Source organism: Archangium sp. (assembly GCF_045802675.1).
GTDB lineage: Bacteria > Myxococcota > Myxococcia > Myxococcales > Myxococcaceae > Archangium.
The window spans coordinates 1-20,997 of record NZ_JBJMQO010000083.1; the positions used below are offsets into that span (position 1 = coordinate 1).

Genomic DNA, 20,997 nt, shown 5'->3' on the forward strand with positions numbered 1-20,997 from the left:
ACGACCAACCCGATGGGGGTTGTGGGGGATGACTGCGTCAAAGGGGATCCTACCTGTGGTGAGACCAGGGGGGTGGGGAGCAATCCTAGCATCATTCGCCCGTGGGGCAGGGCGGCCACCGAGGCGTCGAGGAATTGCTGGGTGGCGGGGTCCACGGTGAGGAAGCGGAACCCCATGCCGGAGACGCCCTGGCCGGCCTGTCCGGTGACGAAGTGGACGACGGCCGAGGCGTAGAGGAGGCGCGAGCCCTCGGCCAGCTTGAGCTCCAGGGTGACGGCCGTCCCGGGAGGCTTTACCGTCTTCGAGCGGAGGTAGATGCCTCCACGGGTGACGTTGGCGCCGTACTTCGCCAGGAACTCCTCGGGGGTCGCGAAGGGCAGCTTGACGACCAACCCGATGGGGGTTGTGGGGGATGACTGCGTCAAAGGGGATCCTACCTGTGGTGAGACCAGGGGGGTGGGGAGCAATCCTAGCATCATTCGCCCGTGGGGCAGGCGGACGGGCTGTCAGATGGCGGTTTTGATCGTTGCGCCCCTGGCTTTCCCCCCTTATGGAAGCGGCTTTACCGCGGGCATGACCCGCTGCTCCCGGGAGCCCCCATGCTGACCTCCGACGTCCGGCTCGCGCTGACCTTCGACGATGTCCTCCTCCAGCCGGCCGAGAGTGATGTGCTGCCTCGAGACGCCGACCTGTCCACCCGGCTGACGCGCACCCTGCGCCTGAACATGCCGCTGCTGTCGGCGGCCATGGACACCGTCACCGAGGCCCGGACCGCCATCGCCATGGCCCAGGAGGGCGGCATCGGCGTCATCCACAAGAACATGACCCCCGAGCAGCAGGCGCTCGAGGTCACCAAGGTGAAGAAGTTCGAGAGCGGCATGGTGGTGGACCCCATCACCGTGGAGCCGCAGGTGCCGCTGGCGCGGGCCATCGAGCTGATGCGCCAGAACAACATCTCCGGCATCCCCGTGGTGCAGGGCCGCAAGCTGGTGGGCATCGTCACCAGCCGCGACGTGCGCTTCGTCACGGACCTCGGGCAGAAGGTGGAGGCGGTGATGACGCGCAAGCTCGTCACCGGCCGCGAGGGCATCAGCCAGACCGAGGCCCAGCAGCTCCTGCACGAGCACCGGATTGAGAAGCTGCTCGTCGTGGACGAGCAGTTCGAGCTGCGCGGCCTCATCACCATCAAGGACATGGAGAAGCGCCGCACGCGTCCCAACGCGGCCAAGGATGCCAAGGGCCGGCTGCTGTGCGCGGCGGCCGTGGGGGCCTCGGCGGACCGGGAGGCCCGCATCGACGCGCTGGTGAAGGCCGGCGTGGACGTGATCGTCATCGACACCGCCCACGGTCACTCCAAGGGCGTCATCGAGGCCGTGCGTGACACGAGGAAGAACTTCCGCGGCTTCGAGCTGATCGCCGGCAACGTGGCCACGGCCGCGGCGACCCGGGCGCTCATCGAGGCGGGCGTGGACGCGGTGAAGGTGGGCATCGGCCCCGGCTCCATCTGCACCACGCGCGTGGTGGCCGGTGTGGGCGTGCCCCAGCTCACCGCCATCGACGACTGCTCGCGCGAGGCGGACAAGCACGGCGTGCCCATCATCGCGGACGGCGGCATCAAGTACTCGGGCGACATCGTCAAGGCGCTGGCCGCCGGGGCGAGCACGGTGATGATCGGCTCGCTCTTCGCCGGCACCGAGGAGGCCCCGGGCGAAGTGATTCTCTACCAGGGCCGCAGCTACAAGAGCTACCGCGGCATGGGCTCCATGGGCGCGATGAAGCAGGGCGCCAAGGACCGCTACTTCCAGTCGGACGTGGACGCGGTGAAGCTCGTGCCCGAGGGGATTGAGGGCCGCGTGCCCTACAAGGGCAGCCTGGGGATGAACATCCACCAGATGCTGGGTGGGCTGCGCAGCGGCATGGGCTACGTGGGCTGCGCCACCATCGAGGACCTGCGCACCAAGGCCCAGTTCGTGCGCATCACCTCGGCCGGGCTCAAGGAGAGCCACGTGCACGACGTCATCATCACCGAGGAGGCGCCCAACTACCGGGTGGAGTAGGGCGCCTGGGAAGGGGCTGCGTGCACTACCGGCCGCGCTTGCGGCCGGAGCCGGAGCTCGCCGGAGTGGCGGCGGGCGCCTCTTCCTCGCTCTTGGCGGGCGCCACGCGCTTCTCGGCGGTGGCCACGCGGCCCATCAGCGTGTCCTTGTCATCCAGGTTGAGCGTTTCGATGGCCTGGCGCAGGGTGTTGAAGTCCAGCCGCGCCACGGTGATGGTGTTGCCGCCCTTGACCTCCTGCACGGTGGGCACGTCCACGAGCTCGCGCACGTACGTCTCGAACTCCACCTTCACGTCCGCGGTCTGCTGGATGCAGTTCTCCCGGGCCGCCACCAGCTTCGCGCTGCCCTCGGTGTAGTTGAGGTCCGGGTTGCGGCTCATCGCCTCCTCGAAGGTGGCGTTGCGCTTCATCAGCGAGGTGTAGAGGTCGATGTAGCTCATCACCCGGTCGGTCTCCGGGCGGTTGACGTTGCGCGCCTGGACGAGCGCGTCGCTCGTGTCGTCGCAGTGCACGCGGCCCAGCGCCGCCGCGTCCGGGGTGTTGTCCCGGGCCGCCAGCGAGGGCGAATCGCGCTCCAGTCGCTCCTCCGAGGAGATCTCCTTCACGCAACCGGTGGCGGACAGCAGCAGAACGGTTGCAACGGCGGGCAGGCGCATCCAGGACCTCTTCCGAGCGGGACTTAATGGTTGATTTCCGAAAGTTTGTAGCGATAAGGCCCGCATCCGTCAACGCGCGCCCCCCATGGAGAGTGTGGTGGATATTCACGCTGAGAAGATCCTGATCCTCGATTTCGGGAGCCAGTACACGCAGCTGATCGCCCGCCGGGTGCGAGAGCTCGGCGTGTACTGTGAGATCCACCGTCCAGACCTGCCCGCGGAGGACATCCGCCGTTTCGCCCCGCGCGGCATCATCCTCTCCGGAGGCCCGGCGTCAGTGGAGGCCGAGGGCTCGCCGCGGTGCGATCCCTTCGTCTTCAGCTCGGGGCTGCCGGTGCTGGGCATCTGCTACGGCCTCCAGCTGCTCTCCAAGCTGCTGGGCGGGCGTGTGGACCGTTCCGCGCACCGCGAGTATGGGGCCGCCGAGGTGGAGGTGCTGGCCACCCGAGGCCCCCTGGCCGCGTTCCAGCTGGGAGACCGGGTGAAGGTGTGGATGAGCCATGGCGACCGGGTGGACGCGCTGCCTCCGGACTTCGAGTCCATTGGCCGCAGCGGCAACTCGCCCTTCGCGGCGGCGGCGCACAAGAGCAAGCCCATTTATGGCCTGCAGTTCCACCCCGAGGTGGTGCACACGCCCATGGGCAAGGAGATGCTGCGCGCCTTCCTGTTCACCGACTGCAAGGTGAGCGGGAGCTGGACGATGAAGGGCTTCATCCAGGAGGCCGAGGAGGCCATCCGCCGCCAGGTAGGTGAGCACGGCCGGGTCATCTGCGGCCTGTCGGGGGGCGTGGACAGCTCGGTGGCGGCGCTGCTGCTGCACCGGGCCCTTGGCGCCCGGCTGCAGTGCATCTTCGTGGACAACGGTCTGTTGCGGCAGGGCGAGCGCGCCCAGGTGGAGGCGCTCTTCGTGGACCGCTTCCACGTGCCGCTGAAGACGGTGGAGGCGCGGGCGCGCTTCCTGGACAAGCTCGCGGGCATCACGGATCCGGAGAAGAAGCGCAAAATCATCGGCCGCGAGTTCATCGCCGTCTTCGAGGAGGCCGCGCGCGAGGTGCAGGGCGCGGAGTTCCTGGCGCAGGGCACGCTGTACCCGGACGTGATCGAGTCCGTGTCGTACAAGGGCCCGTCCGTCACCATCAAGAGCCACCACAACGTGGGCGGGCTGCCGGAGAAGATGAACCTCAAGCTGGTGGAGCCGCTGCGCGAGCTCTTCAAGGACGAGGTGCGCGCGCTGGGCCGCGAGCTGGGCCTGCCGGACGAGATGGTGTCGCGGCAGCCGTTCCCGGGGCCGGGCCTGGCCATCCGGGTGCTGGGGGAGATCACCGAGCCGCGGCTGGAGCTGGTGCGGCGCGCGGACGCGATCGTCCAGCAGGAGATCCGCGACGCGGGGCTGTACAAGGAGCTGTGGCAGGCCTTCGCGGTGCTGCTGCCGGTGCAGAGCGTGGGCGTGATGGGGGACGAGCGCACCTACGAGTCCACCTGCGTGCTGCGCGCGGTGACGAGCGTGGACGGCATGACGGCGGACTGGGCGCGGCTGCCGTACCCGGTGCTCGAGCGCATCTCCACGCGCATCACCAACGAGGTGCGCGGCATCAACCGCGTCGTCTACGACGTCTCGTCCAAGCCGCCGGCCACCATCGAGTGGGAGTAGCCGCCGCCGGACAAAACAAAACACCGGACAAAACACCGGACAAAACAAAAGGGGCTGCTCGGATGGACCGGGCAGCCCCTTCGTCTTTCCGCGGGCGTCAGCGGGGTGCTACAGGCTGACACCAGCGGGGTGCTACAGGCTCCGGATTACAGGCCCGGGGTGACCTTCACGGTGGGCGTGGAGCCGGGGCGCAGCTCCTCGAGGACGCGGTCGGCCTTGTAGACCTTCTTGAGCGCCTCGATGAGGGCCTCGCTGTGGACGGCGACGGTGCGGTTGACGCTCTCGTCGTAGCCGTAGTCGCCGCCGAGCGACTGGATGTTGCCGTCGAACACCAGGCCGACGATCTCCCGGTTCTTGTTGATGACGGGCGAGCCCGAGTTGCCGCCGATGATGTCGTTGGTGGTGACGAAGTTCATCGGGGTGGTGGCCGTCAGGTCCTTCTGCGCGGCGAGCCACGTCTTGGGCAGGGCGAACGGCTCCTCACCGGTGTGGCGCTCGAAGGTGCCGCCCATGGCGGTGATGGGCTCCACCTGCTTGCCGTCCTCCGTGTAGCCCTTCACCGCGCCGAACGACAGGCGCAGGGTGCCCGTGGCGTCCGGGTAGATGCCGGTGCCGTAGACCTCGAACTTCGCCTGGGCGATCAGCTCGCTGTTCTTGCGCACCACGGCCTCTACCTGCTCCTCGTACACCTTGCGGATGGCACGGGCGTCCGGATCGACCAGGGCGGCGAGCTGGATCATCGGATCCGTGGAGGCGGTGATGGCCGCCTTGCCGCCGGTGAAGAGCTGCTCGCGGGCCTTGGGATCGGCCAGCGTGGAGCCCTTGACGACGCGGGCGGCCAGGGACGCCGGGGACTCGTTGCCGAGCACCTTCTTCACGAACGGGTGATCCGGCCCCAGCTCCTCACGCAGCTTGGTGAGCGAGAACGTCAGCTGGGCGATCTCCAGCTCCGGATAGATGGGGGCCTTGCTCATCAGCTGGTTCTTGAGCTGGGGCAGGTTGGCCTCGTTGAACCCGCGCAGGCGCTCCGTGTCCGGCCTGGCGAGCTCGTCGCTGGCGCGCACCAGGGTCCGGGCCAGGCCGAAGAGCTGCGAGCCGATGCCACCGGCCTCCATGCCCTCGTACTCCTTGCGGATGTTGCGCAGGGTGTCCTGGGCGCGGGCGATCTCATCCCAGGCGGCGCCGTACTTCGCCTTCATCTTCGGGTTGGCGTTGATCTTCTTGCGCAGCTCCTGCTCGGCGGCGACCTTCTGGGCGAAGAAGTTCTTGTCCACCAGCTGCTCGTGCTTGCCCTTGGTGGACTTCAGGCCGTTCTCCACGCCGAAGAGCAGGTTGTTGGAGATGCGCTTCTGCTCGGGGCCCCGGTTCTGGAACTCGGTGACCATGCCGCGGATCTCGGACATCTTGAAGAGCTGCTTGGGCAGCGCCACGTCCCGGAGGTACTCGAGCTGCGCCACGGTGAGGCCGCGCGAGGTGCGGCCCGGGTGGCCGGAGACGAAGGTGAGTTCGCCGTCCTTGGCGCCCTTGTCGGACCACTTGAAGTAGTTGTCGATCTTCGCGGGCTTGCCGTCCTTGTAGACGCGCACGAAGGTCACATCCAGATCGTACCGGGGGAACTCGAAGTTGTCCGGATCACCGCCGAAGAAGGCGATGGCGTGCTCGGGGGCGAACACGAGCCGCACGTCCTGGAAGCGCTGGTACTCGTAGAGGTTGTACTTGCCGCCCTGGTAGAGCGTCACCACGTCACAGCGCACGTCGGCGCCGGTGGTGCAGTCCTTCTCGAGCTTCGCCATCTCGGCCTTGAGGGTGTCGGCGTACGCCTTGCCGGTGAGGCCCTTGGTGGCGGCGTTGAGCTTGTCGGTGACGTCGGTGATCTGGACGAGCTGGCTGACCTCGAGGGCCGGGCACTGGAGCTCCTCGGCCTGGGTCTTGGCGTAGAACCCGTTGGCGATGAAGTCCTTCTCGGCGGTGGACAGCTGCTGGATGCAGCCGCGGGCACAGTGGTGGTTGGTCATCACCAGGCCGTCGGGCGAGACGAAGCTCGACGAGCAGCCGAAGCCGAACTTGCCCGAGGACAGCCGGGTCTTGTCGAGCCACTCCTGGGAAGGCTCGAAGCCGTACTTCGCCTTGAGCTTGGAGGCGGGGAAGTTGTTGTACGTCCACATGCCCTCATCGGCGAGCGCGGGGGCTGCGCCGATCAGGGACGCGACGAGGAGCAGACGCTTCATGAGATTCCTTTCCGGAGATCCGGAGGTGTGGCGGGGTTGTCCTGGGAACCGACGGTCCCGGTCAAGCGGGGGGAAAATTCCCGGCCCCTGAACTCATGAGCGGGGCTTTGATTTCCAAATTCTGGAGGAGGTGGCGATGACGCGGCTCGTCGCGAACCGGAGGGCCCGGGTGGGGACGGGAAATGGGCGCGCCAGCGGGCCGCCAGGACCGGGGCCGGAGACCCCCTTGAGAGCCTGTGGGCTGAGTTTACATAACGCACATTATCAGACCCAACGTCAGAGGGAAACGGGGTGTCCTCGGGCTCATTTCCCAACCTCCCAGGACTGCCGCTCGGGCCTCCGGAACGGCGTCTCCCAGAGCACCTGGTCACCGGCTTTCGCGCTTCTCCGCCCGGGGCATTGGGACATAGGGTCTGCGGCTCCTATGCGACTCCTCCGTTTGAGCTTCGCCGTCTGCGCGGCCGCGCTCGTCGTGGCCGGATGTCCCAAGCCCTCCGCCCCCACCGCCGACGCGGGCGTGACCACCGCCGAGCCCGAACCGGACGCGGGCGTCGACGCCGGACCTGGCCCCGCGTCCTTCACGCTCCAGTACGCGCTCGCGGATGCCGGGATGGAATCCATTCCCCTCGTTGGCGAGGAAGAAGGACGTCCGCTCATCGATCCCTCGTTGGTGCTCGAGGTGCGCAGCACGCTGGCACTCCACAACTACCGCATCCGCCTGTTCGATGAGTCCGACCGCGCCATGGTCACGGACGATACCGCTGAGGAATCCCCCAACGGGCTGCTGTACCGGATCTCCCTGCCCACGCCTCTCAAGTCCGGCCACAAATACACGCTGGTCATCGACGCGCAGACCGGCACGTCGATGACCGATTCCCAGGGCCGCGAGGTTCCCGACGTCCGGATTCCCTTCCAGGTCTCCGGCGAAAAGGAAAAGCCCGTGCCGCCGCAGCCCCCGAAGAAACAAAAACAGCGCCGGCACTGAATCCCGGCCGGCCTCCGGGTCTTCTCCACCCGGAACGGCTCCGCGGGCCCAGGCTCCAGAACCTGGAAGCCCGGCCCGCGGAATCCCACCAGTGCCCCCGCTCAATGCTCGGTGGTCTTCCGAGGCGGCGCTTCCAGGAAGACGTCCGGCTCGAGCACGTCCGCGGACTCGCGCAGCAGTTCCGCCTCCTTCACGGCCACGAGCACCTCCCGCGCCGCCTCCGGCCGCCCGTACGTGCGCCCCTGGACCACCAGGAGCTCCCGGAGCGCGTCACGCAGCTCCAGTCCGGACTGGTAGCGCTCGGCCGGATTCCTCCGGAGCGCCCGGCGCACCACGGCCCGCAGCGGCTCGGAGAGCCCCTGGGTGGCCCACTCCACGTCCTCCGGTCCGAACTTCTGGATGCGGGCCGCCATCTCCGCGACGGGAACCCAGCTCGGCTCCTCGCAGTGGACCTCGGCCAGCATGGGAGCCACCGGAGCGGCCCCCTGTGCGGCCTGCTCCACGTCTTCCAGGTCGAACAGGTGCCGGCCCGTGAGCAGCTCCAGCATCACCAGTCCCAGCGAGAACAGATCCGAGCGGTGATCCACCTTCTCCAGACGCATGCGCTCGGGGGACGCATAGGCGATGTCGCCACGCAGCACGGAGGCCGTGGTGGCCTCCCGCCCGGGCAGCAGCGAGTACGCCACGCCGAAATCCACCAGCTTCACCTCCCCGTTGGAGCCCACCCGGATGTTCTCCGGGTTGACGTCCCGGTGGACGATTCCCAGGGGCCGCCCGTGTTCGTCCGTGCACGTGTGCGCATGGTGAAGCGCCTCGGCGACCTCGGAGGCCACGTGGCAGACGAAGGCCTCGGACATGGGACGTTGCCGCATGGCCGCGACGCTCAACACCGTCTCCAGCGAGCGGCCCTCCACGTACTCCATCACCACGTAGGGCAGGCCCCCGTGCAGCACCAGTTGGTACACCTTGGCGATGCCCGGATGGTCGAGCCGGTACGCCAACTGCACCTCTTCCTTCAGCCGCTGCTTCTGCTTCTCGCTGACCGGCCGTGCCAGCCGTTTGATGATGACGGAGCCCGCGGGCCCCTTCGCGTAGCGGCGCCGGGCGAGCATCAGCTCGCCATTGTTTCGCCGCCCCAACTTGCGGACGAGCTCGTAACGGGTCCCATCCACGGAAAACAAAAGCCGGGGGTGGTTCGAGGACTCGGGCCTGTCAATGGACACTCGGGCTCTCCTTCGCGACGCCAACGCCGCGCCAATGAAATACCGGAGGTAGGGCTCAAGCGCCGAACCTCCAGCGTCAGGCACCCTACCAGACCGGGCTGACACGCCCGCCCGACCTCTCCCCTCGGGTTCGAGGGGCGTCAGTCCTGATGCAGCTCCCTGTCCTGGGCGCGCACCCGCTCGAGCACCCGCACGTCCCTCTCCGTGGGCCCCAGCTCCAGGATGAGCCGGCTCACGTCGTAGAGGACCTCGCCCCGATCGAACACCGGCACGCGGGGCTCGGCCTCCAGGTTCAGGTCGTCCAAGGCGCGGTTGTACGCCTTGTCCATCAGCGAGCGGAGCTGGAACGAGTCATAGAGGTTGTACTCCACCAGGAAGCGCAGGGCCTCCACGTCCCCGCGCGCGAGGTACGCGCGCCACAGCAGCACCGCGTCCCACCCGTTCACGCCCTTCATGTGCGGGGGGCGTCCCAGGCCCAGCTTGTCCTCGAGCTCCTTCAGACCCCCGCCCATGCCCAGCCGCCGGCACACGAAGCGCAAATCAATGTGCGCGTCCGGCGTCGGGAAGCGCTTGCCGAAGTAGTCGCGCAGCACCGGCACGTCGAAGCACGAGCCGTTGAACGTCACCCACAGCCGCCGCTCCGCCATGGCCTCCGGCAGCTCGTCCATGTTGCGGCCCTGGATGAAGACGCGCAGCCCCGCGTCATCGAACAGGCCCACCACCGTGGGCGCCTGCTCCTGCTTTCCGTCCGTCTCGATGTCGAAGTAGAGCGCGTCGCGCGCGAACTCGGGATACAGCCGCCAGTGCTCGCGCGGCGGCACCATGGCCGCCAGGCCCTTCAAATCCCGCCGCTCCAGGGCCTCGCGCGCCAGGTGCAGCCGTTGGCGGGCCGGGCCATCCAGCTTCTGGCCGAGCACCACGCCGCTCTCCGGGAAGTCGTCCCAGGTCTGGATGCCCCGGGCCCACAGATCCTTCTCCTTCCAGGGACCCACGCCTGGAATGAGCTGGAAGGTGCGCCGCAGCATCAACCCAGCGGACCCAGCCTGCCCGCCACCAGGTCCTCCAGGGGCGGGATGTCCGCCTCGCAGAACGGCAGCACCCGCATCTCCGCCGGCGTCAGGTACGCCAGGGCGTGCGCTCCCAGCGTCTTCGGTTCCCCCGACTCCAGCCGCGCCGCGTACAGCGCCAGCTCCACCGTCAGGTCCGGATACTCGTGTCTCCCCGCCCATAGCCGCCTCCCCACGAGGAGCTCCACATCCAGCTCCTCCCGGCACTCCCGAGCCAGCGCCTGTGGCTCGGACTCCCCGGGCTCCACCTTCCCGCCCGGGAACTCCCAGAGCAACCCCCGGCTCCCTCCCGGCAGCCGCTGCTGCACCAGGAACCGCGAGTCATCCCCGGGCTGGGGGATGAGGGCGGCCACCACACGGACCGTCCTCTTCGCCGCCCCCTGCGTCAACCGCTCCTCCCGTCCAGCCGCAGCGCGTACAGGTAGCCGTTGTTGGACAGCACGTACGCCTTCCCGCCCACCACCCGCGGCGACGCCGAGACGCCCTCGCTCGGATCCCACGCCAGCCGCGACTGGCCCGTGCGCGGATCCACGAAGAGCAACGAGCGCTGTGCCGGTACCAGGAGCATCCCCTTGACCAACACCGGCTCGAATCCGGCCCGTTCCTGGAGGGTTTGCGACCAGAGGAGCTTTCCGCCGTCCGCCAGGTAGGCATCCAGGCGGTTGTCCCCCGTGGCCACCAGCACGCCCCCGTGGAACAGCACCGAGGTAATCCCCTGGGCCACCGTGTTCCACACCACGTCGCCCGTCTCGGCGTCGAGCGCGTACAGGCCCCCGGCGTACGAGGCGGCGTAGACGTGGCCCGACTCGTCCAGCGCGGGCGTGGTGTCCACGTCCACGAACTGTCCGCCGCCGCTCGGCGCCAGCGACTTCTCCCAGCGCACGCCACCGTCCGTCAGATCCAACGACACCAGCGTGCCGTCGGAGAAGCCCACCCAGGCCGTCTGACCCCGCACCGCGGGCGCGGAGGACCGGTGGATGGTGAAGCCCGAGGGCGGATCCCTCCGGTACAGCCACGCCAGCTCGCCCGACGCCCGCTTCACCGCGAACAGCGTGTCGCTCTGCGAGGCCACCAGCACCAGATCGCCCGCGAGCACCGGCACCGTCGCCAGCGCCTCACCGGCCGCGTACTTCCACTTCACCGTGCCCGTCTTCCCGTCCAGCGCGTACAGCACGCCGTCGGTGCCCGGCACGTAGAGGGTGCCCGCGTCCACCGTGGCACCCGCGTAGAAGCGGCTGCCCACCTCGTAGCGCCAGGCCTCCACGTGGTTCTCGGCGCCGAGGCTGCGCACCAGACCGTCGCGGGTGAGCGTGATGACCCGCTCGTTCTGCGCGTCATACGCCGGCTGCGCCTGCTCCCGCGGCGCGTACTCGAGCAGCGTGGGGCTGACGAGCTGCGTCCACCAATCCACCGTGAAGAAATGGTGCGGCGGCTGCACCGGGGTGGTGACGGCCGGGTTGCCGAACACCGGCACCATGCGGCATCCACCGAGCAGGCTCGCCGCCGCGAACCCACCCACCACCCAACGCTTCCACCGGCTCGCGGCTCGCATGATCATATGCTCAGAGGGTCACTTCGCTTCCGGCGCCGGGGCATTGGCCGGAGCCGGGGCCGGGGGAGGAGCCGTCTTCGGCTCGGGCACCTTCACGCCCTGCGCCGCCAGCACCGCCAGCCGCTCGGTGGCCTGACGTCCCGCCGCCGTGTTCGCCTGCGAGGCCTTCAGATCCGAGAGGAGCTGCGCCGCCTCGTCCTTCTTGCCCTGGGCCACCAGGATACGCGCCTGGTGGTACTGGCCCATGCCCTGGAGGAACTCGCCCGAGTCCACCTTGGACATCTCCTGGAAGGCCGCCAGTGCCTGCTCCAGCTGGCCCTTGGCCTCGTTCGAGTAGCCCAGGCCCTCGTAGGCCGAGGCCATCAGGGGATCCTTCTTGTCGGCCTCCTTGGTGAACTCGGTGAAGGACGCCAGCGCCCCGTCGAAGTCACCCAGCCGGTACTGGGCCTTGCCCATGGGCAGCGTCGCCGTCACGGCCGCCTCCGTGCCCTTGTTGGCCGCGCGGAAGTCGCCGAGCGACTTCACGATCGCCTCGTCCTTCTCCTTGTCGGACTTGAAGGGCGGCTCCTCACCCGGAGGCGCCTGCAGGTTCTCCGTGGTGGCGATCACCGGCCGGTCCAGCACCTGCAGCGCATGACCGAGCTGCTTGGAGGCCTTCTCCTCGGCCCGGTTGGAGAAGTAGTGCACCAGGGCGGCCACGAGGCCACCCACGATGAGCACGACCACCGCGGCGCCGATGTACTGGCTGCGCTTCATCAGCCAGTCGCTCGCCTCGGCGCCATACAACTGGAAGGCATCCGGAGCACGCAGCTCCTGCTTCGTCATCTTCTGGGACTTCTCGGCCACGGTGGTTCGTACCTCGCTCGGGGGTCGAAGGGCGCGCAATCTAAAGAGCGCGCACCGGCAGTGTCAACGCGGACAGCCCTGACAATCAATGCTTCCGGTCCAGCTTCGGCCTCTTGCGGGCCGCACGCTTGGCCTGGCCCGGCCGCTCGCGGAAGAACAGGCGGATGGGGACTCGCAGGTCGAACGTCTTGCGCAGCTGGTTGGTGATGTACCGCTTGTACATGTCCGGCACCGCATCCGGCCGGTTGCACGTGAGGGCGAAGCTCGGCGGCGCCGTGCCCACCTGGGCCATGTAGTACACCCGGAGCGGCCCTCGGCCGACAATCGGGGGTGGGTGGCTGTCCTCGATGTGCTCCATCAACCGGTTGAGCTGCGGCGTGGGCGCCCGGTAGCGGAACTGGTCGGCCAGCTCCACCGCCAGCTCCAGCACCTTCTCCACCTTCGAGCCCGTCAGCGCCGAGGTGAACACGATGGGCGCGTACCCCACGAACTTCAGCGAGTGCTTGAGATCCTCGCGGAAGAGCTCCTGCTTGCGCTTGTCCTCGCTGATCAGGTCCCACTTGTTCACCACGATGACGAGCGCGCGGCCCTTCTCCTCGGCGATGCCGGCCAGCTTGGCGTCCTGATCCACCGCGGGCTCCGTGGCGTCCATCAGCAGCACCGCCACGTCGCTGCGCTCCATGGCCTTGAGCGCCGCCACCACCGAGAACTGCTCCACCCGGTGGGCGATCGTCTTCTTGCGCCGGATGCCCGCCGTGTCCGTGAGGATGATCTTGCGCTCCTTGTACGTCAGCTCGGAGTCGATGGGGTCTCGCGTGGTGCCCGGCACCTCGCTGGCCACCACGCGCTTCTCCTTGAGCAGCGCGTTGACCAGGGTGCTCTTGCCCACGTTGGGCCGGCCGATGATGGCCACCCGGATGGGACGCGCCTCCTCCGGCTCGGCGGGAGCCTGCTCCTCGGCGCCCTCCCCCGCTTCCTCGCCCCACTCCTCCGCGGCGGCCTCGCGCTCCTGGGCCTTCTTGAGGGCCTCGAGCTCCTCCGGGGACAGGGGCGGCAGCTTGCCCACCACCGTCTCCATCATCGTGCCCACGCCCAGGCCGTGCTCGGCCGAGATGGAGAACACGTCGCCCAGGCCCAGCCTGAAGAACTCGGCCGACTGCGCCTGGAGCAGCTGCGACTCGCTGTCCAGCTTGTTGGCGGCCACCACCACCGGCTTGCCGCTCTGGCGCAGGTAGGTGGCGACCTCCTGATCCGCCGTGGTGAGGCCGGCGCGTGCGTCCGTCACGAAGACGATGACGTCACACTCCTCCACCGCCAGCTGCGCCTGCTCGCGCACCTGCTTCAGCAGGGAGTCCTTCTCCCCGGGCACGAAACCGCCCGTGTCGATGATGGTGAGCTCCCGGCCCTCGTACTCCACGTCCCAGTAATGGCGATCGCGGGTGACACCGGGGACGTCCTCCACCAGCGCGATGCGGCGCCGGGCGAGGCGATTGAAGAGCGTGGACTTGCCCACGTTGGGGCGACCCACGATGGCGACCAAAGGCTTCATTGACGTACTTCCTACTCGTAACCGAGCTTCTTGAGGCCCTCGGGACGCTCGCTCCAGCGAGGCTCCACGCGGACCCGTAGCGAGAGGTACACGTGCGCCCCCAGCAACCGCTGGATGGCCTTGCGCGCGTCCGTCCCGATCGTCTTCAGCATCTGCCCCTGCTTGCCGATGATGATGGCCTTCTGGCTGTCGCGCTCCACGTAGATGGAGGCGGCAATCCGGATGAGGCCGGCGAGCTTTCCAGGGGGTGTCCCGGGGGGCGGCTCGCGCTCGGATTCGTCGAAGAAGTCCACCAGCACCGCGGTGGAGTACGGAATCTCCTGCCGGCAGTGCCGCAGCACCTGCTCGCGGACGTACTCCGCCACCAGCGTCTTCTCCGCTTGATCCGTCAGCACGTCCTCGGGGTAGAGCGCCTCGCCCTCGGGCAGGTGCTGGAGCACCGCCTGGAAGAGACCCTCCACCCCATCGTCCTCCTTCGCGGAGATGGGGACCACCTCGGCGAAGGGAAATTCCCTGCGGTACAGGTCGATGAGCGGCAGCAGCACCGGCCTGGGCACCGTGTCGATCTTGTTGATGATCAGGAAGGTGGGCTTGCCCGCCTTCTGCAGCCGCTCGAGGATGAACCGGTTGCCCGGCCCCACCTCGGGCTTGTCTCCACCCGTCGGCTCGACGACGAAGAGGACGAGGTCCACCTCCTCCACGGCCTGCAGGGCGATGTCCACCATGTAGCGGTTGAGCTCCCCCTTGGCCTGGTGGATGCCGGGGGTGTCGAGGAAGGCCACCTGCCCCTCCGGCCGCGTCACCACGCCCAGAATCCGGTTCCGGGTGGTCTGCGGTTTGGGGGAGACGATGGCGAGCTTCTCGCCAGTGAGTTGATTGAGCAGCGTGCTCTTGCCCACGTTGGGACGGCCAATGAGCGCGGCGAACCCGCTGCGGTGTGTCTGCTGAGGAGGCATCTAGGTGCTTCGAAGGTCGAAGGTGATCAGGGAGCCCCCTCAAGCGGGGGCGCCCCAGGAACTGCACGGAACGACATACAACAACGGACCCGCCGTGAATCCGGGCGGACAGGCGGGCAACCGCCTCCAGGGCGGCGTGGACGGCGCCAGGCCGGCGCTCTAGGCCGGTGCGGAGGTGGAGATGGTCAGCTTGTTGAGGCTCACGTCCTTGTTCGGCCGGCCGCTCCGGTCCTTGGGAATCTCGTTGGCGATCCGGTCGGCGATGTCCTGGCCCTTCACGACCTCGCCGAAGATGGTGTGGCGGTTGTTGAGGTGCGGGGTGGGCACCACGGTGATGAAGAACTGGCTGCCGTTGGTGTTGGGGCCGGAGTTCGCCATGGCCAGCAGGCCCTTCTTGTCGAACCGGCGGCCGCTCTGGAACTCATCCTTGAACTTGTAGCCCGGGCCTCCAATGCCCTGGCCGAGCGGATCGCCGCCCTGAACCATGAAGTCCGGCAGGCACCGGTGGAAGATGGTGCCGTCGTAGAGCGGCTTGCCCGTCATGCGCTCGCGCGTGCCCGGGTGCGTCCACTCCTTCTCGCCGGTGGCCAGCCCCACGAAGTTCTGCACCGTCTCCGGCGCGTCCTTCGTGAAGAGCTTCACGACGATCTGCCCCTCCGAGGTATCGAAGGTGGCGTAGAGATCCTTGCCCGCACGCGCCTCGTCCATCATTCCCATGGCTGCCTCCTTGGGTCCAAACCCACTAGGGCGGCGGACCTTATTCCCCACCCCCTGGGCGGCCAAGCAGTTTCAGGCCGGGGTGTCGTCCTTCGGACCCGGAGCGGGCGCGGGAGCCGGGTCCGGAGCCCCCGGCTTCTGTCCCCGGTCGAGCAACTCCAGGGCGGCATGGGCGGCCGTCTGCTCCGCGTCCTTCTTGCTGCGGCCGGTGGCCCGGGCGTACACGTCCGCGCCCAGCATCACCTCCACCTCGAAAATCTTCTCGTGGTCGGGACCCGCCTCGGAGACGATCTGGTAGCGGGGCGTCAGCTTGAGCCGGTCCTGCGCCGCCTCCTGCAGCTTCGTCTTGTAGTCCTGGCGGCTGAGCGCCTGCGCCACGCCCTCGAGTGGCTCGGCGAAGTGCCGGTCCACCAGCGCCATCACCGGCTCCAGCCCCGAGCCCAGGTACACGGCGGCGAACACCGCCTCCAGCGCATTGGCCAGCAGCGAGCTCTTCTCCCGGCCGCCGCTCAGCTCCTCGCCCCGGCCCAGTTGCAGCAGCTCGCCCAGCCCCAGCCGGCGGGCGATGCGCGAGAGGCCGTCCTCGTTGACGATGCGCGCGCGCAGCGGCGTGAGCTCCCCCTCCTTCATCTGGGGAAAGCGCTCCATCAACCGGTGGCCCACGGCCAGGTTCAACACCGCGTCCCCGAGGAACTCCAGCCGCTCGTTGTCCTGAAAGCCTTCGCCCCGGTGCTCGTTGATCCAGCTCTTGTGCGTCAGCGCGGTGAGCGCCAGCTCGGAACGGGGGAACGTCGTCCCGAGCCGTTCCTCCAGGAGCTTCACGCGCTCGACGGGGTGCAGGGTCGCCACGGGCTACTCCGCGAGCTGGCTCGCGAGCTCCTCGGCGAGCGCGTAGGGGTCCGCTTGACGTTCCGCGATGCGCCCGGCCACCTCGTCCAACTGGCCCCGCTCTCGCTCCAGCCGCATCAGCGCGCTGCTCAGCAGCCGCTCGCGCAACAGGGCCACGAACTGCGCCGCCGCCCGGGTGCGCTCCTTCACCTTCAGCTGCCCCGTCTCCAGGAGGAAGGCGTGGTGCTCCTCGATTCCCTTCACCAGTTCGCTCACGCCCTGATCCCTCGCCGCCACCACCTTGAGGATGGGCGGCTCCCACTCGCGCGGGCCCGTCTCTTCCACGTGCTTGCCCTCGGCCTTGGCGAGCACCATCCGGTGGTGCGCGTCATGGTCCATGGGCGGCGCCTTCACCGCGTGGCGCAGCTCCAGCATCATCCGCAGCTCGCGCACCACCCGGTCCGCCCCGTCCAGGTCGGACTTGTTCACCACGAAGAGGTCCGCCACCTCGAGGATGCCGGCCTTGATCGCCTGGATGTCGTCGCCCATGCCGGGCACCGTCACCACGAGCGTGGTGTGCGCCATCTGGGCGATGTCGATCTCGTCCTGCCCCACGCCCACCGTCTCCACGATGATGACGTCGCGGCCCATGGCATCCATCACCCGGATGCAATCGCCCGTGGCGCGCGACAGGCCGCCCAGGTTCCCACGCGTGGCCAGCGAGCGGATGAACACGCCCGGATCCGTCGCGTGGTCCTGCATGCGGATGCGATCGCCGAGGATGGCGCCACCGGTGAAGGGGCTCGTGGGGTCCACCGCGATGACGCCCACCGTCTTGCCTGCCTTGCGGTACTGGGCGATCAACCGGTCGGTCAGCGTGGACTTGCCCGCCCCCGGCGAGCCGGTGATGCCGATGATGTAGGCCCGCCCCGTCTTGGGGAACAGCTCGCGCAGGGCCTCGGTGGCCTGCGCCTCGCCGTCGTCGATTTTGCGCATCAGGCGCGAAGCGGCCCGCACATCGCCCTGTAGAACCCGCTGGGACAGACTCGCCGTCGTTGCCAAAACCCTTACTCCTGTGGAGCGCCCGCGCCGACCAGCTTCACGGCCTCGGCGGGGACCTTCAGCAGGCCCGCCACCAGAGGGACGACTCCGGGGAAATCATCCAATTCGAAACGTTCCGCCCACACCTTGCCCTGAGCCCCCGCCAGCAGACCCCGGAAGGTCCGGCCGGCCACGCGTGCCGCTGCGAAACGGTAGGGTCGCCCCTCCACTTCGAGCACCACCAGCAGCTCCAGCCCACTGCGCGGGGGCACGAGTGCTCCCTCCCCGAAGGCCCGGAGGACCTCCGAGAAGCGAAGCACGCCCTCCCCCGCCACCTCGGGCTTCGTCCGAGCCGCCTCCGCGGCCGGCCCATGCTCGCCGAACAGCGCCGCCAGATAGCCCGCCAGCGCGCCGCGCTCGTGGAACTCGGACAGCTCGAAGGGGTGCCCGTGCGGCATGGGCAGGCGGTGCCCGTCGCGCGCCGCGCCCGACACCTGGAAGTTGCCCTGACGATCCGCCACCAGCGTCAGCGTCAGCCCGTGCTCGGCCAGGTGCGTGGACAGCCCCAACGACACCGGATCCACCTGGGGGTTCAGCCCCAGCGCCCGCAGCTCCGCCGAGCGCCGCTGCACGTGGAAGAGCGACTCGTTGAAGGCCTCCGCCACCTCCGCCTCCACCTCTCGGGGCCCCCGCACCGGGCCCAGCGGGATGGGACGCAGGCCCACCACCTCCGGCGGGTCCGCGGGCACCAGCTGCTCCCCCCGCACGTGGAAGGTGACGCGCCGCACCTCGCGGCCGCCCACCGGATTCCGCAGGGGCTCGGACAGGACGAGGGTGGCCTGCTGGCCTTCTCCCTCGCCCCGTACCTCCAGTCCGAGCTGTCGCAGCCGCGCAGAGTCCATCACGCCTTCTTGAAGACCTCTCGCGCGATGATGCCGCGCTGGATCTCGCTCGTGCCCTCGCCGATCTCACACAGCTTGGCGTCGCGCAGGTAGCGCTCCACGGGGAACTCGCGGGTGTAGCCGTAGCCGCCGTGGATCTGCACCGCCTTGCCGCAGGCGCGCGTGGCGACCTCGGAGGCGAACAGCTTCGCCATGGAGGCCTCCTGGCTGTAGGGCTGGCCCTGGTCGGCCAGGTACGCCGCGCGGTGCACCAGCAGGCGCGCCGCGTCCGTCTCCGTCTTCATGTCCGCGAACATCCAGCGCAGACCCTGGAACTCGGAGATGGGCTGGCCGAAGGCCGTGCGCTCGCGGGCGTAGCGCACCGACTCCTCGAGCGCCCCGCGGGCCAGGCCCACCGCCAGCGCGCCGATGGTGATGCGGCCCTTGTCGAGGATCTTCATCGTGTCGATGAAGCCGTGATCCACCTCGCCCAGGCGGTTCCAGTCGGGCACCTCCACGCCCTCCATCACCAGCTCCGCCGTGTCCGAGGAGCGCATGCCCAGCTTGCCGTGGATGGAGCGCTGGCTGAAGCCCGGCATCCCCTTCTCGAGGAGGAAGGCCGTAATCCCCTTCTGCTTCTTCTCCGGCGACGTGACGGCCAGCACCACGAAGACGCTGCCCACGGTGCCCTGGGTGATGAACATCTTGGCGCCGTTGAGCACCCACTTGTCGCCCTTGCGCACGGCGGTGGTCTTCATGCCCGCGGCGTCCGAGCCACTGCCGGGCTCGGTGAGGCCCCAGGCGCCGAGGTACTCGCCGGTGGCCAGCCTGGGCAGGTACTTGCGCCGCTGGGCGTCGTTGCCGAAGACGCGCAGGTGGCTGGTGCCCAGGCCGTTGTGCGAGGCCACGGTGAGGGCCAGCGAGCCGTCGTAGCGGGCGATCTCCTCGACCGCCACCGCCACCGCGAGCGAGTCCATGGCGGCGCCGCCATACTCCTCGGTCACCAGCATGCCCAGCACGCCGAGCTCACCCAGCTCCCGCACCACCTCCATCGGGAACTTCTCGTCCTTGTCCCACTCGCGCGCGTAGGGCTTCACCTTGCGCTCGCAGAAGTCACGCAGGGAGGACTGAAGGGCTCGATGGCTTTCGGGAAGTTCGAAGTCCATGTCGGGATGTATAGCAGAGGGGGGTGGGAGGACCATCAAACCGGGTAGACGCCGTGCTTCTTCGTCTCCCGCGGCTGGTAGCGCCGGGAATACAGCTCATAACGCTGCCGCAGCTCGTTGCGAAGCCGGTCGCCGGGGACGATCTCATCCACCACCAGCTCGCTCGCCAGCTTGTAGATGTCCACGTCCTGACGGTACTCGTCGCGCAGCTGCTGGACGTAGGCGGCCCGCTCGGCCTCGGGCTTCTCTTGAATCTTGTTGAAGTAGACGGCGTTCACCGCGGCCTCGGGGCCCATCACGGCGATCATCGACTGGGGCAGCGCCAGGGTGGCGTCCGGAGCGAAGCCCGGGCCGCTCATGGCGTACAGGCCCGCGCCGTACGCCTTGCGCACCACCACGCAGATCTTCGGCACGCTGGCCTCGGACACCGCGGAGATCATCTTCGCGCCCGCGCGGATGATGCCCGCGCGCTCCACCTTGGTGCCGATCATGAAGCCCGGCACGTCCGCCAGGTACAAGAGCGGGATGTTGAAGGCGTCGCACAGCCAGATGAAGCGCGCCGCCTTGTCCGCCGAGTCCACGAAGAGCACGCCGCCCTTGTACTTGGGCTGGTTGGCGACGATGCCCACCGGCCGGCCGTCGATGCGCGCCAGGCCCGTGATCAGCTCCTGGGCGAAGAGCTTCTTCACCTCGAACCAGCTGCCCTCGTCGATGAGCTCGTTGATGAGCGCATGCATGTCGAAGGGCTTGTTCTGGTCCGCCGGGATGATCTCATCCACCCGCTTGCCGCTGGCCTTGGGAGCCTTGGGCTCGATGCGGGGCGGCGCCTGGGTGAAGTTCTCCGGGAAGAAGGAGATGTACTTCTTGGCGGCCTCGATGGCCTCCTGCTCCGTCTTCACCAGCACGTCGCCCACGCCCGACACCGAGCAGTGCATCTTCGCGCCGCCCATCTCCTCGAGCGTCACCTTCTCGCCAATGACCATCTCGGCCATGCGCGGGCTGCCCAGGTACATGGAGGCGTTGCCATCCACCATGATGACGATGTCGCAGAACGCCGGAATGTAGGCGCCACCGGCCGCCGAGGGCCCGAAGAGCAGGCACACCTGCGGCACCTCGCCGGACATGTGCACCTCGTTGTAGAAGATGCGGCCCGCGCCCCGGCGCCCGGGGAACATCTCCACCTGGTCCGTGATGCGAGCGCCCGCCGAGTCCACCAGGTACAGCAGCGGACAGCGCAGCTGCTTCGCCGTCTCCTGGATGCGGAGGATCTTCTCCACCGTGCGCGCGCCCCAGCTCCCGGCCTTCACCGTGGAGTCGTTGGCCATGATCGCCACCGGGCGGCCCGCTACCCTGCCCACGCCAGTGACGACGCCGTCCGAGGGCAGCTCCGCGTCCAGGTTGTTGGCGAGCTTCGCGTCCTCGACGAACGAGCCCTCATCCACCAACAGCCGGATGCGCTCACGGGCGAACAGCTTGCCCGCCTCCCGGTTCTTCGCGTGGTACTTCTCGGCTCCGCCCTTCTCCACCTGGGCGATCTTCTCGAGCAGCTTCTGGTCGAATGACATGGCGCGGGGGGGCATACCAGAAAGGTGCTC

The 20,997-nt window shown here is 68.5% G+C and carries 19 protein-coding genes; 3 read left to right on the forward strand and 16 right to left on the reverse strand.

What is annotated here, in order from left to right:
• The coding region (locus tag ACJ8AN_RS24030; RefSeq protein ID WP_407757778.1) for a TIGR02266 family protein at window positions 1–425 on the reverse strand (425 nt) is incomplete at its 3' end.
• Window positions 426–599: 174 nt separating this feature from the next.
• Between ACJ8AN_RS24030 and guaB the strand changes: the two genes are divergently transcribed.
• Entirely contained in the window at window positions 600–2,057 is a 1,458-nt protein-coding gene (guaB, locus tag ACJ8AN_RS24035; protein ID WP_407757779.1) for an IMP dehydrogenase, read from the forward strand.
• Between the two features lie 25 nt (window positions 2,058–2,082).
• Here guaB and ACJ8AN_RS24040 read toward each other — a convergent pair whose 3' ends face one another.
• A complete protein-coding gene (locus ACJ8AN_RS24040) occupies window positions 2,083–2,712 on the reverse strand; it encodes a hypothetical protein (RefSeq protein WP_407757780.1) in 630 nt (209 codons plus the stop codon).
• Between the two features lie 85 nt (window positions 2,713–2,797).
• On the opposite strand from ACJ8AN_RS24040, the gene guaA reads away from it, so the two are divergent.
• On the forward strand, window positions 2,798–4,363 hold the full coding sequence (gene guaA, locus ACJ8AN_RS24045) for a glutamine-hydrolyzing GMP synthase (protein ID WP_407757781.1): 1,566 nt from the start codon (window positions 2,798–2,800) through the stop codon (window positions 4,361–4,363).
• Between the two features lie 146 nt (window positions 4,364–4,509).
• Here the strand turns inward: guaA and ACJ8AN_RS24050 are convergent, their stop codons facing one another.
• Window positions 4,510–6,591 (reverse strand): S46 family peptidase, encoded by a 2,082-nt coding sequence (locus tag ACJ8AN_RS24050; RefSeq protein WP_407757782.1) that lies wholly within the window; start codon window positions 6,589–6,591, stop codon window positions 4,510–4,512.
• Between the two features lie 439 nt (window positions 6,592–7,030).
• Between ACJ8AN_RS24050 and ACJ8AN_RS24055 the strand changes: the two genes are divergently transcribed.
• The gene (locus tag ACJ8AN_RS24055) at window positions 7,031–7,576 is read left to right on the forward strand and encodes a hypothetical protein (protein ID WP_407757783.1); all 546 of its coding nucleotides are present in this window, start codon (window positions 7,031–7,033) and stop codon (window positions 7,574–7,576) included.
• A 101-nt stretch (window positions 7,577–7,677) separates the two neighbouring features.
• Here the strand turns inward: ACJ8AN_RS24055 and ACJ8AN_RS24060 are convergent, their stop codons facing one another.
• The 13 genes from ACJ8AN_RS24060 to ACJ8AN_RS24120 all read right to left on the reverse strand — a co-directional run bounded on the left by ACJ8AN_RS24060 (window position 7,678) and on the right by ACJ8AN_RS24120 (window position 20,967).
• Window positions 7,678–8,799: a serine/threonine-protein kinase gene (locus ACJ8AN_RS24060; protein WP_407757784.1), complete on the reverse strand. Its 1,122-nt coding sequence runs from the start codon at window positions 8,797–8,799 to the stop codon at window positions 7,678–7,680.
• 140 nt (window positions 8,800–8,939) lie between these two features.
• On the reverse strand, window positions 8,940–9,824 hold the full coding sequence (locus ACJ8AN_RS24065; protein WP_407757785.1) for a ribonuclease H-like domain-containing protein: 885 nt from the start codon (window positions 9,822–9,824) through the stop codon (window positions 8,940–8,942).
• Complete coding sequence (locus tag ACJ8AN_RS24070; RefSeq protein ID WP_407757786.1) at window positions 9,824–10,222, reverse strand: (deoxy)nucleoside triphosphate pyrophosphohydrolase; 399 nt, start codon at window positions 10,220–10,222, stop codon at window positions 9,824–9,826. The genes ACJ8AN_RS24065 and ACJ8AN_RS24070 overlap by 1 nt, the downstream gene beginning before the upstream one ends.
• A 29-nt stretch (window positions 10,223–10,251) precedes the next feature.
• Window positions 10,252–11,418, reverse strand: a complete 1,167-nt coding sequence (locus ACJ8AN_RS24075; RefSeq protein WP_407757787.1) for a PQQ-binding-like beta-propeller repeat protein — start codon at window positions 11,416–11,418, stop codon at window positions 10,252–10,254.
• Between the two features lie 18 nt (window positions 11,419–11,436).
• Window positions 11,437–12,264: a tetratricopeptide repeat protein gene (locus tag ACJ8AN_RS24080; RefSeq protein ID WP_407757788.1), complete on the reverse strand. Its 828-nt coding sequence runs from the start codon at window positions 12,262–12,264 to the stop codon at window positions 11,437–11,439.
• Window positions 12,265–12,349: 85 nt separating this feature from the next.
• Window positions 12,350–13,813, reverse strand: coding sequence for a ribosome biogenesis GTPase Der (gene der / locus ACJ8AN_RS24085; protein WP_407757789.1), 1,464 nt, complete (start codon window positions 13,811–13,813; stop codon window positions 12,350–12,352).
• 11 nt (window positions 13,814–13,824) lie between these two features.
• Complete coding sequence (gene era / locus ACJ8AN_RS24090) at window positions 13,825–14,769, reverse strand: GTPase Era (RefSeq protein WP_407757790.1); 945 nt, start codon at window positions 14,767–14,769, stop codon at window positions 13,825–13,827.
• Between the two features lie 159 nt (window positions 14,770–14,928).
• On the reverse strand, window positions 14,929–15,486 hold the full coding sequence (locus tag ACJ8AN_RS24095) for a peptidylprolyl isomerase (protein ID WP_407757791.1): 558 nt from the start codon (window positions 15,484–15,486) through the stop codon (window positions 14,929–14,931).
• A 72-nt stretch (window positions 15,487–15,558) separates the two neighbouring features.
• Window positions 15,559–16,335, reverse strand: a complete 777-nt coding sequence (gene rnc, locus ACJ8AN_RS24100; protein ID WP_407757792.1) for a ribonuclease III — start codon at window positions 16,333–16,335, stop codon at window positions 15,559–15,561.
• A gap of 3 nt (window positions 16,336–16,338) precedes the next feature.
• Window positions 16,339–17,376: a methylmalonyl Co-A mutase-associated GTPase MeaB gene (meaB, locus tag ACJ8AN_RS24105; protein ID WP_407757793.1), complete on the reverse strand. Its 1,038-nt coding sequence runs from the start codon at window positions 17,374–17,376 to the stop codon at window positions 16,339–16,341.
• A 5-nt stretch (window positions 17,377–17,381) separates the two neighbouring features.
• Window positions 17,382–18,257 (reverse strand): hypothetical protein, encoded by an 876-nt coding sequence (locus ACJ8AN_RS24110; RefSeq protein WP_407757794.1) that lies wholly within the window; start codon window positions 18,255–18,257, stop codon window positions 17,382–17,384.
• Window positions 18,257–19,402 carry an acyl-CoA dehydrogenase family protein gene (locus tag ACJ8AN_RS24115; RefSeq protein WP_407757795.1) on the reverse strand — a complete coding sequence of 382 codons (1,146 nt, stop codon included), beginning with the start codon at window positions 19,400–19,402 and terminating at the stop codon, window positions 18,257–18,259. Before ACJ8AN_RS24115 ends, ACJ8AN_RS24110 begins: the two co-directional genes overlap by 1 nt.
• 35 nt (window positions 19,403–19,437) lie before the next feature.
• Window positions 19,438–20,967: an acyl-CoA carboxylase subunit beta gene (locus ACJ8AN_RS24120; protein WP_407757796.1), complete on the reverse strand. Its 1,530-nt coding sequence runs from the start codon at window positions 20,965–20,967 to the stop codon at window positions 19,438–19,440.
• Window positions 20,968–20,997: the final 30 nt, after the last annotated feature.

Excerpts from the sequence above, each read along its gene's own strand:
- guaB (WP_407757779.1), top strand. The coding sequence starts at position 600 with ATGCTGACCTCCGACGTCCGGCTCGCGCTGACCTTCGACGATGTCCTC.
- ACJ8AN_RS24040 (WP_407757780.1), bottom strand. The coding sequence starts at position 2,712 with ATGCGCCTGCCCGCCGTTGCAACCGTTCTGCTGCTGTCCGCCACCGGT.
- guaA (WP_407757781.1), top strand. The coding sequence starts at position 2,798 with ATGGAGAGTGTGGTGGATATTCACGCTGAGAAGATCCTGATCCTCGAT.
- ACJ8AN_RS24050 (WP_407757782.1), bottom strand. The coding sequence starts at position 6,591 with ATGAAGCGTCTGCTCCTCGTCGCGTCCCTGATCGGCGCAGCCCCCGCG.
- ACJ8AN_RS24065 (WP_407757785.1), bottom strand. The coding sequence starts at position 9,824 with ATGCTGCGGCGCACCTTCCAGCTCATTCCAGGCGTGGGTCCCTGGAAG.
- ACJ8AN_RS24075 (WP_407757787.1), bottom strand. The coding sequence starts at position 11,418 with ATGCGAGCCGCGAGCCGGTGGAAGCGTTGGGTGGTGGGTGGGTTCGCG.
- der (WP_407757789.1), bottom strand. The coding sequence starts at position 13,813 with ATGAAGCCTTTGGTCGCCATCGTGGGTCGCCCCAACGTGGGCAAGTCC.
- era (WP_407757790.1), bottom strand. The coding sequence starts at position 14,769 with ATGCCTCCTCAGCAGACACACCGCAGCGGGTTCGCCGCGCTCATTGGC.
- ACJ8AN_RS24095 (WP_407757791.1), bottom strand. The coding sequence starts at position 15,486 with ATGGGAATGATGGACGAGGCGCGTGCGGGCAAGGATCTCTACGCCACC.
- ACJ8AN_RS24110 (WP_407757794.1), bottom strand. The coding sequence starts at position 18,257 with ATGGACTCTGCGCGGCTGCGACAGCTCGGACTGGAGGTACGGGGCGAG.
- ACJ8AN_RS24115 (WP_407757795.1), bottom strand. The coding sequence starts at position 19,402 with ATGGACTTCGAACTTCCCGAAAGCCATCGAGCCCTTCAGTCCTCCCTG.
- ACJ8AN_RS24120 (WP_407757796.1), bottom strand. The coding sequence starts at position 20,967 with ATGTCATTCGACCAGAAGCTGCTCGAGAAGATCGCCCAGGTGGAGAAG.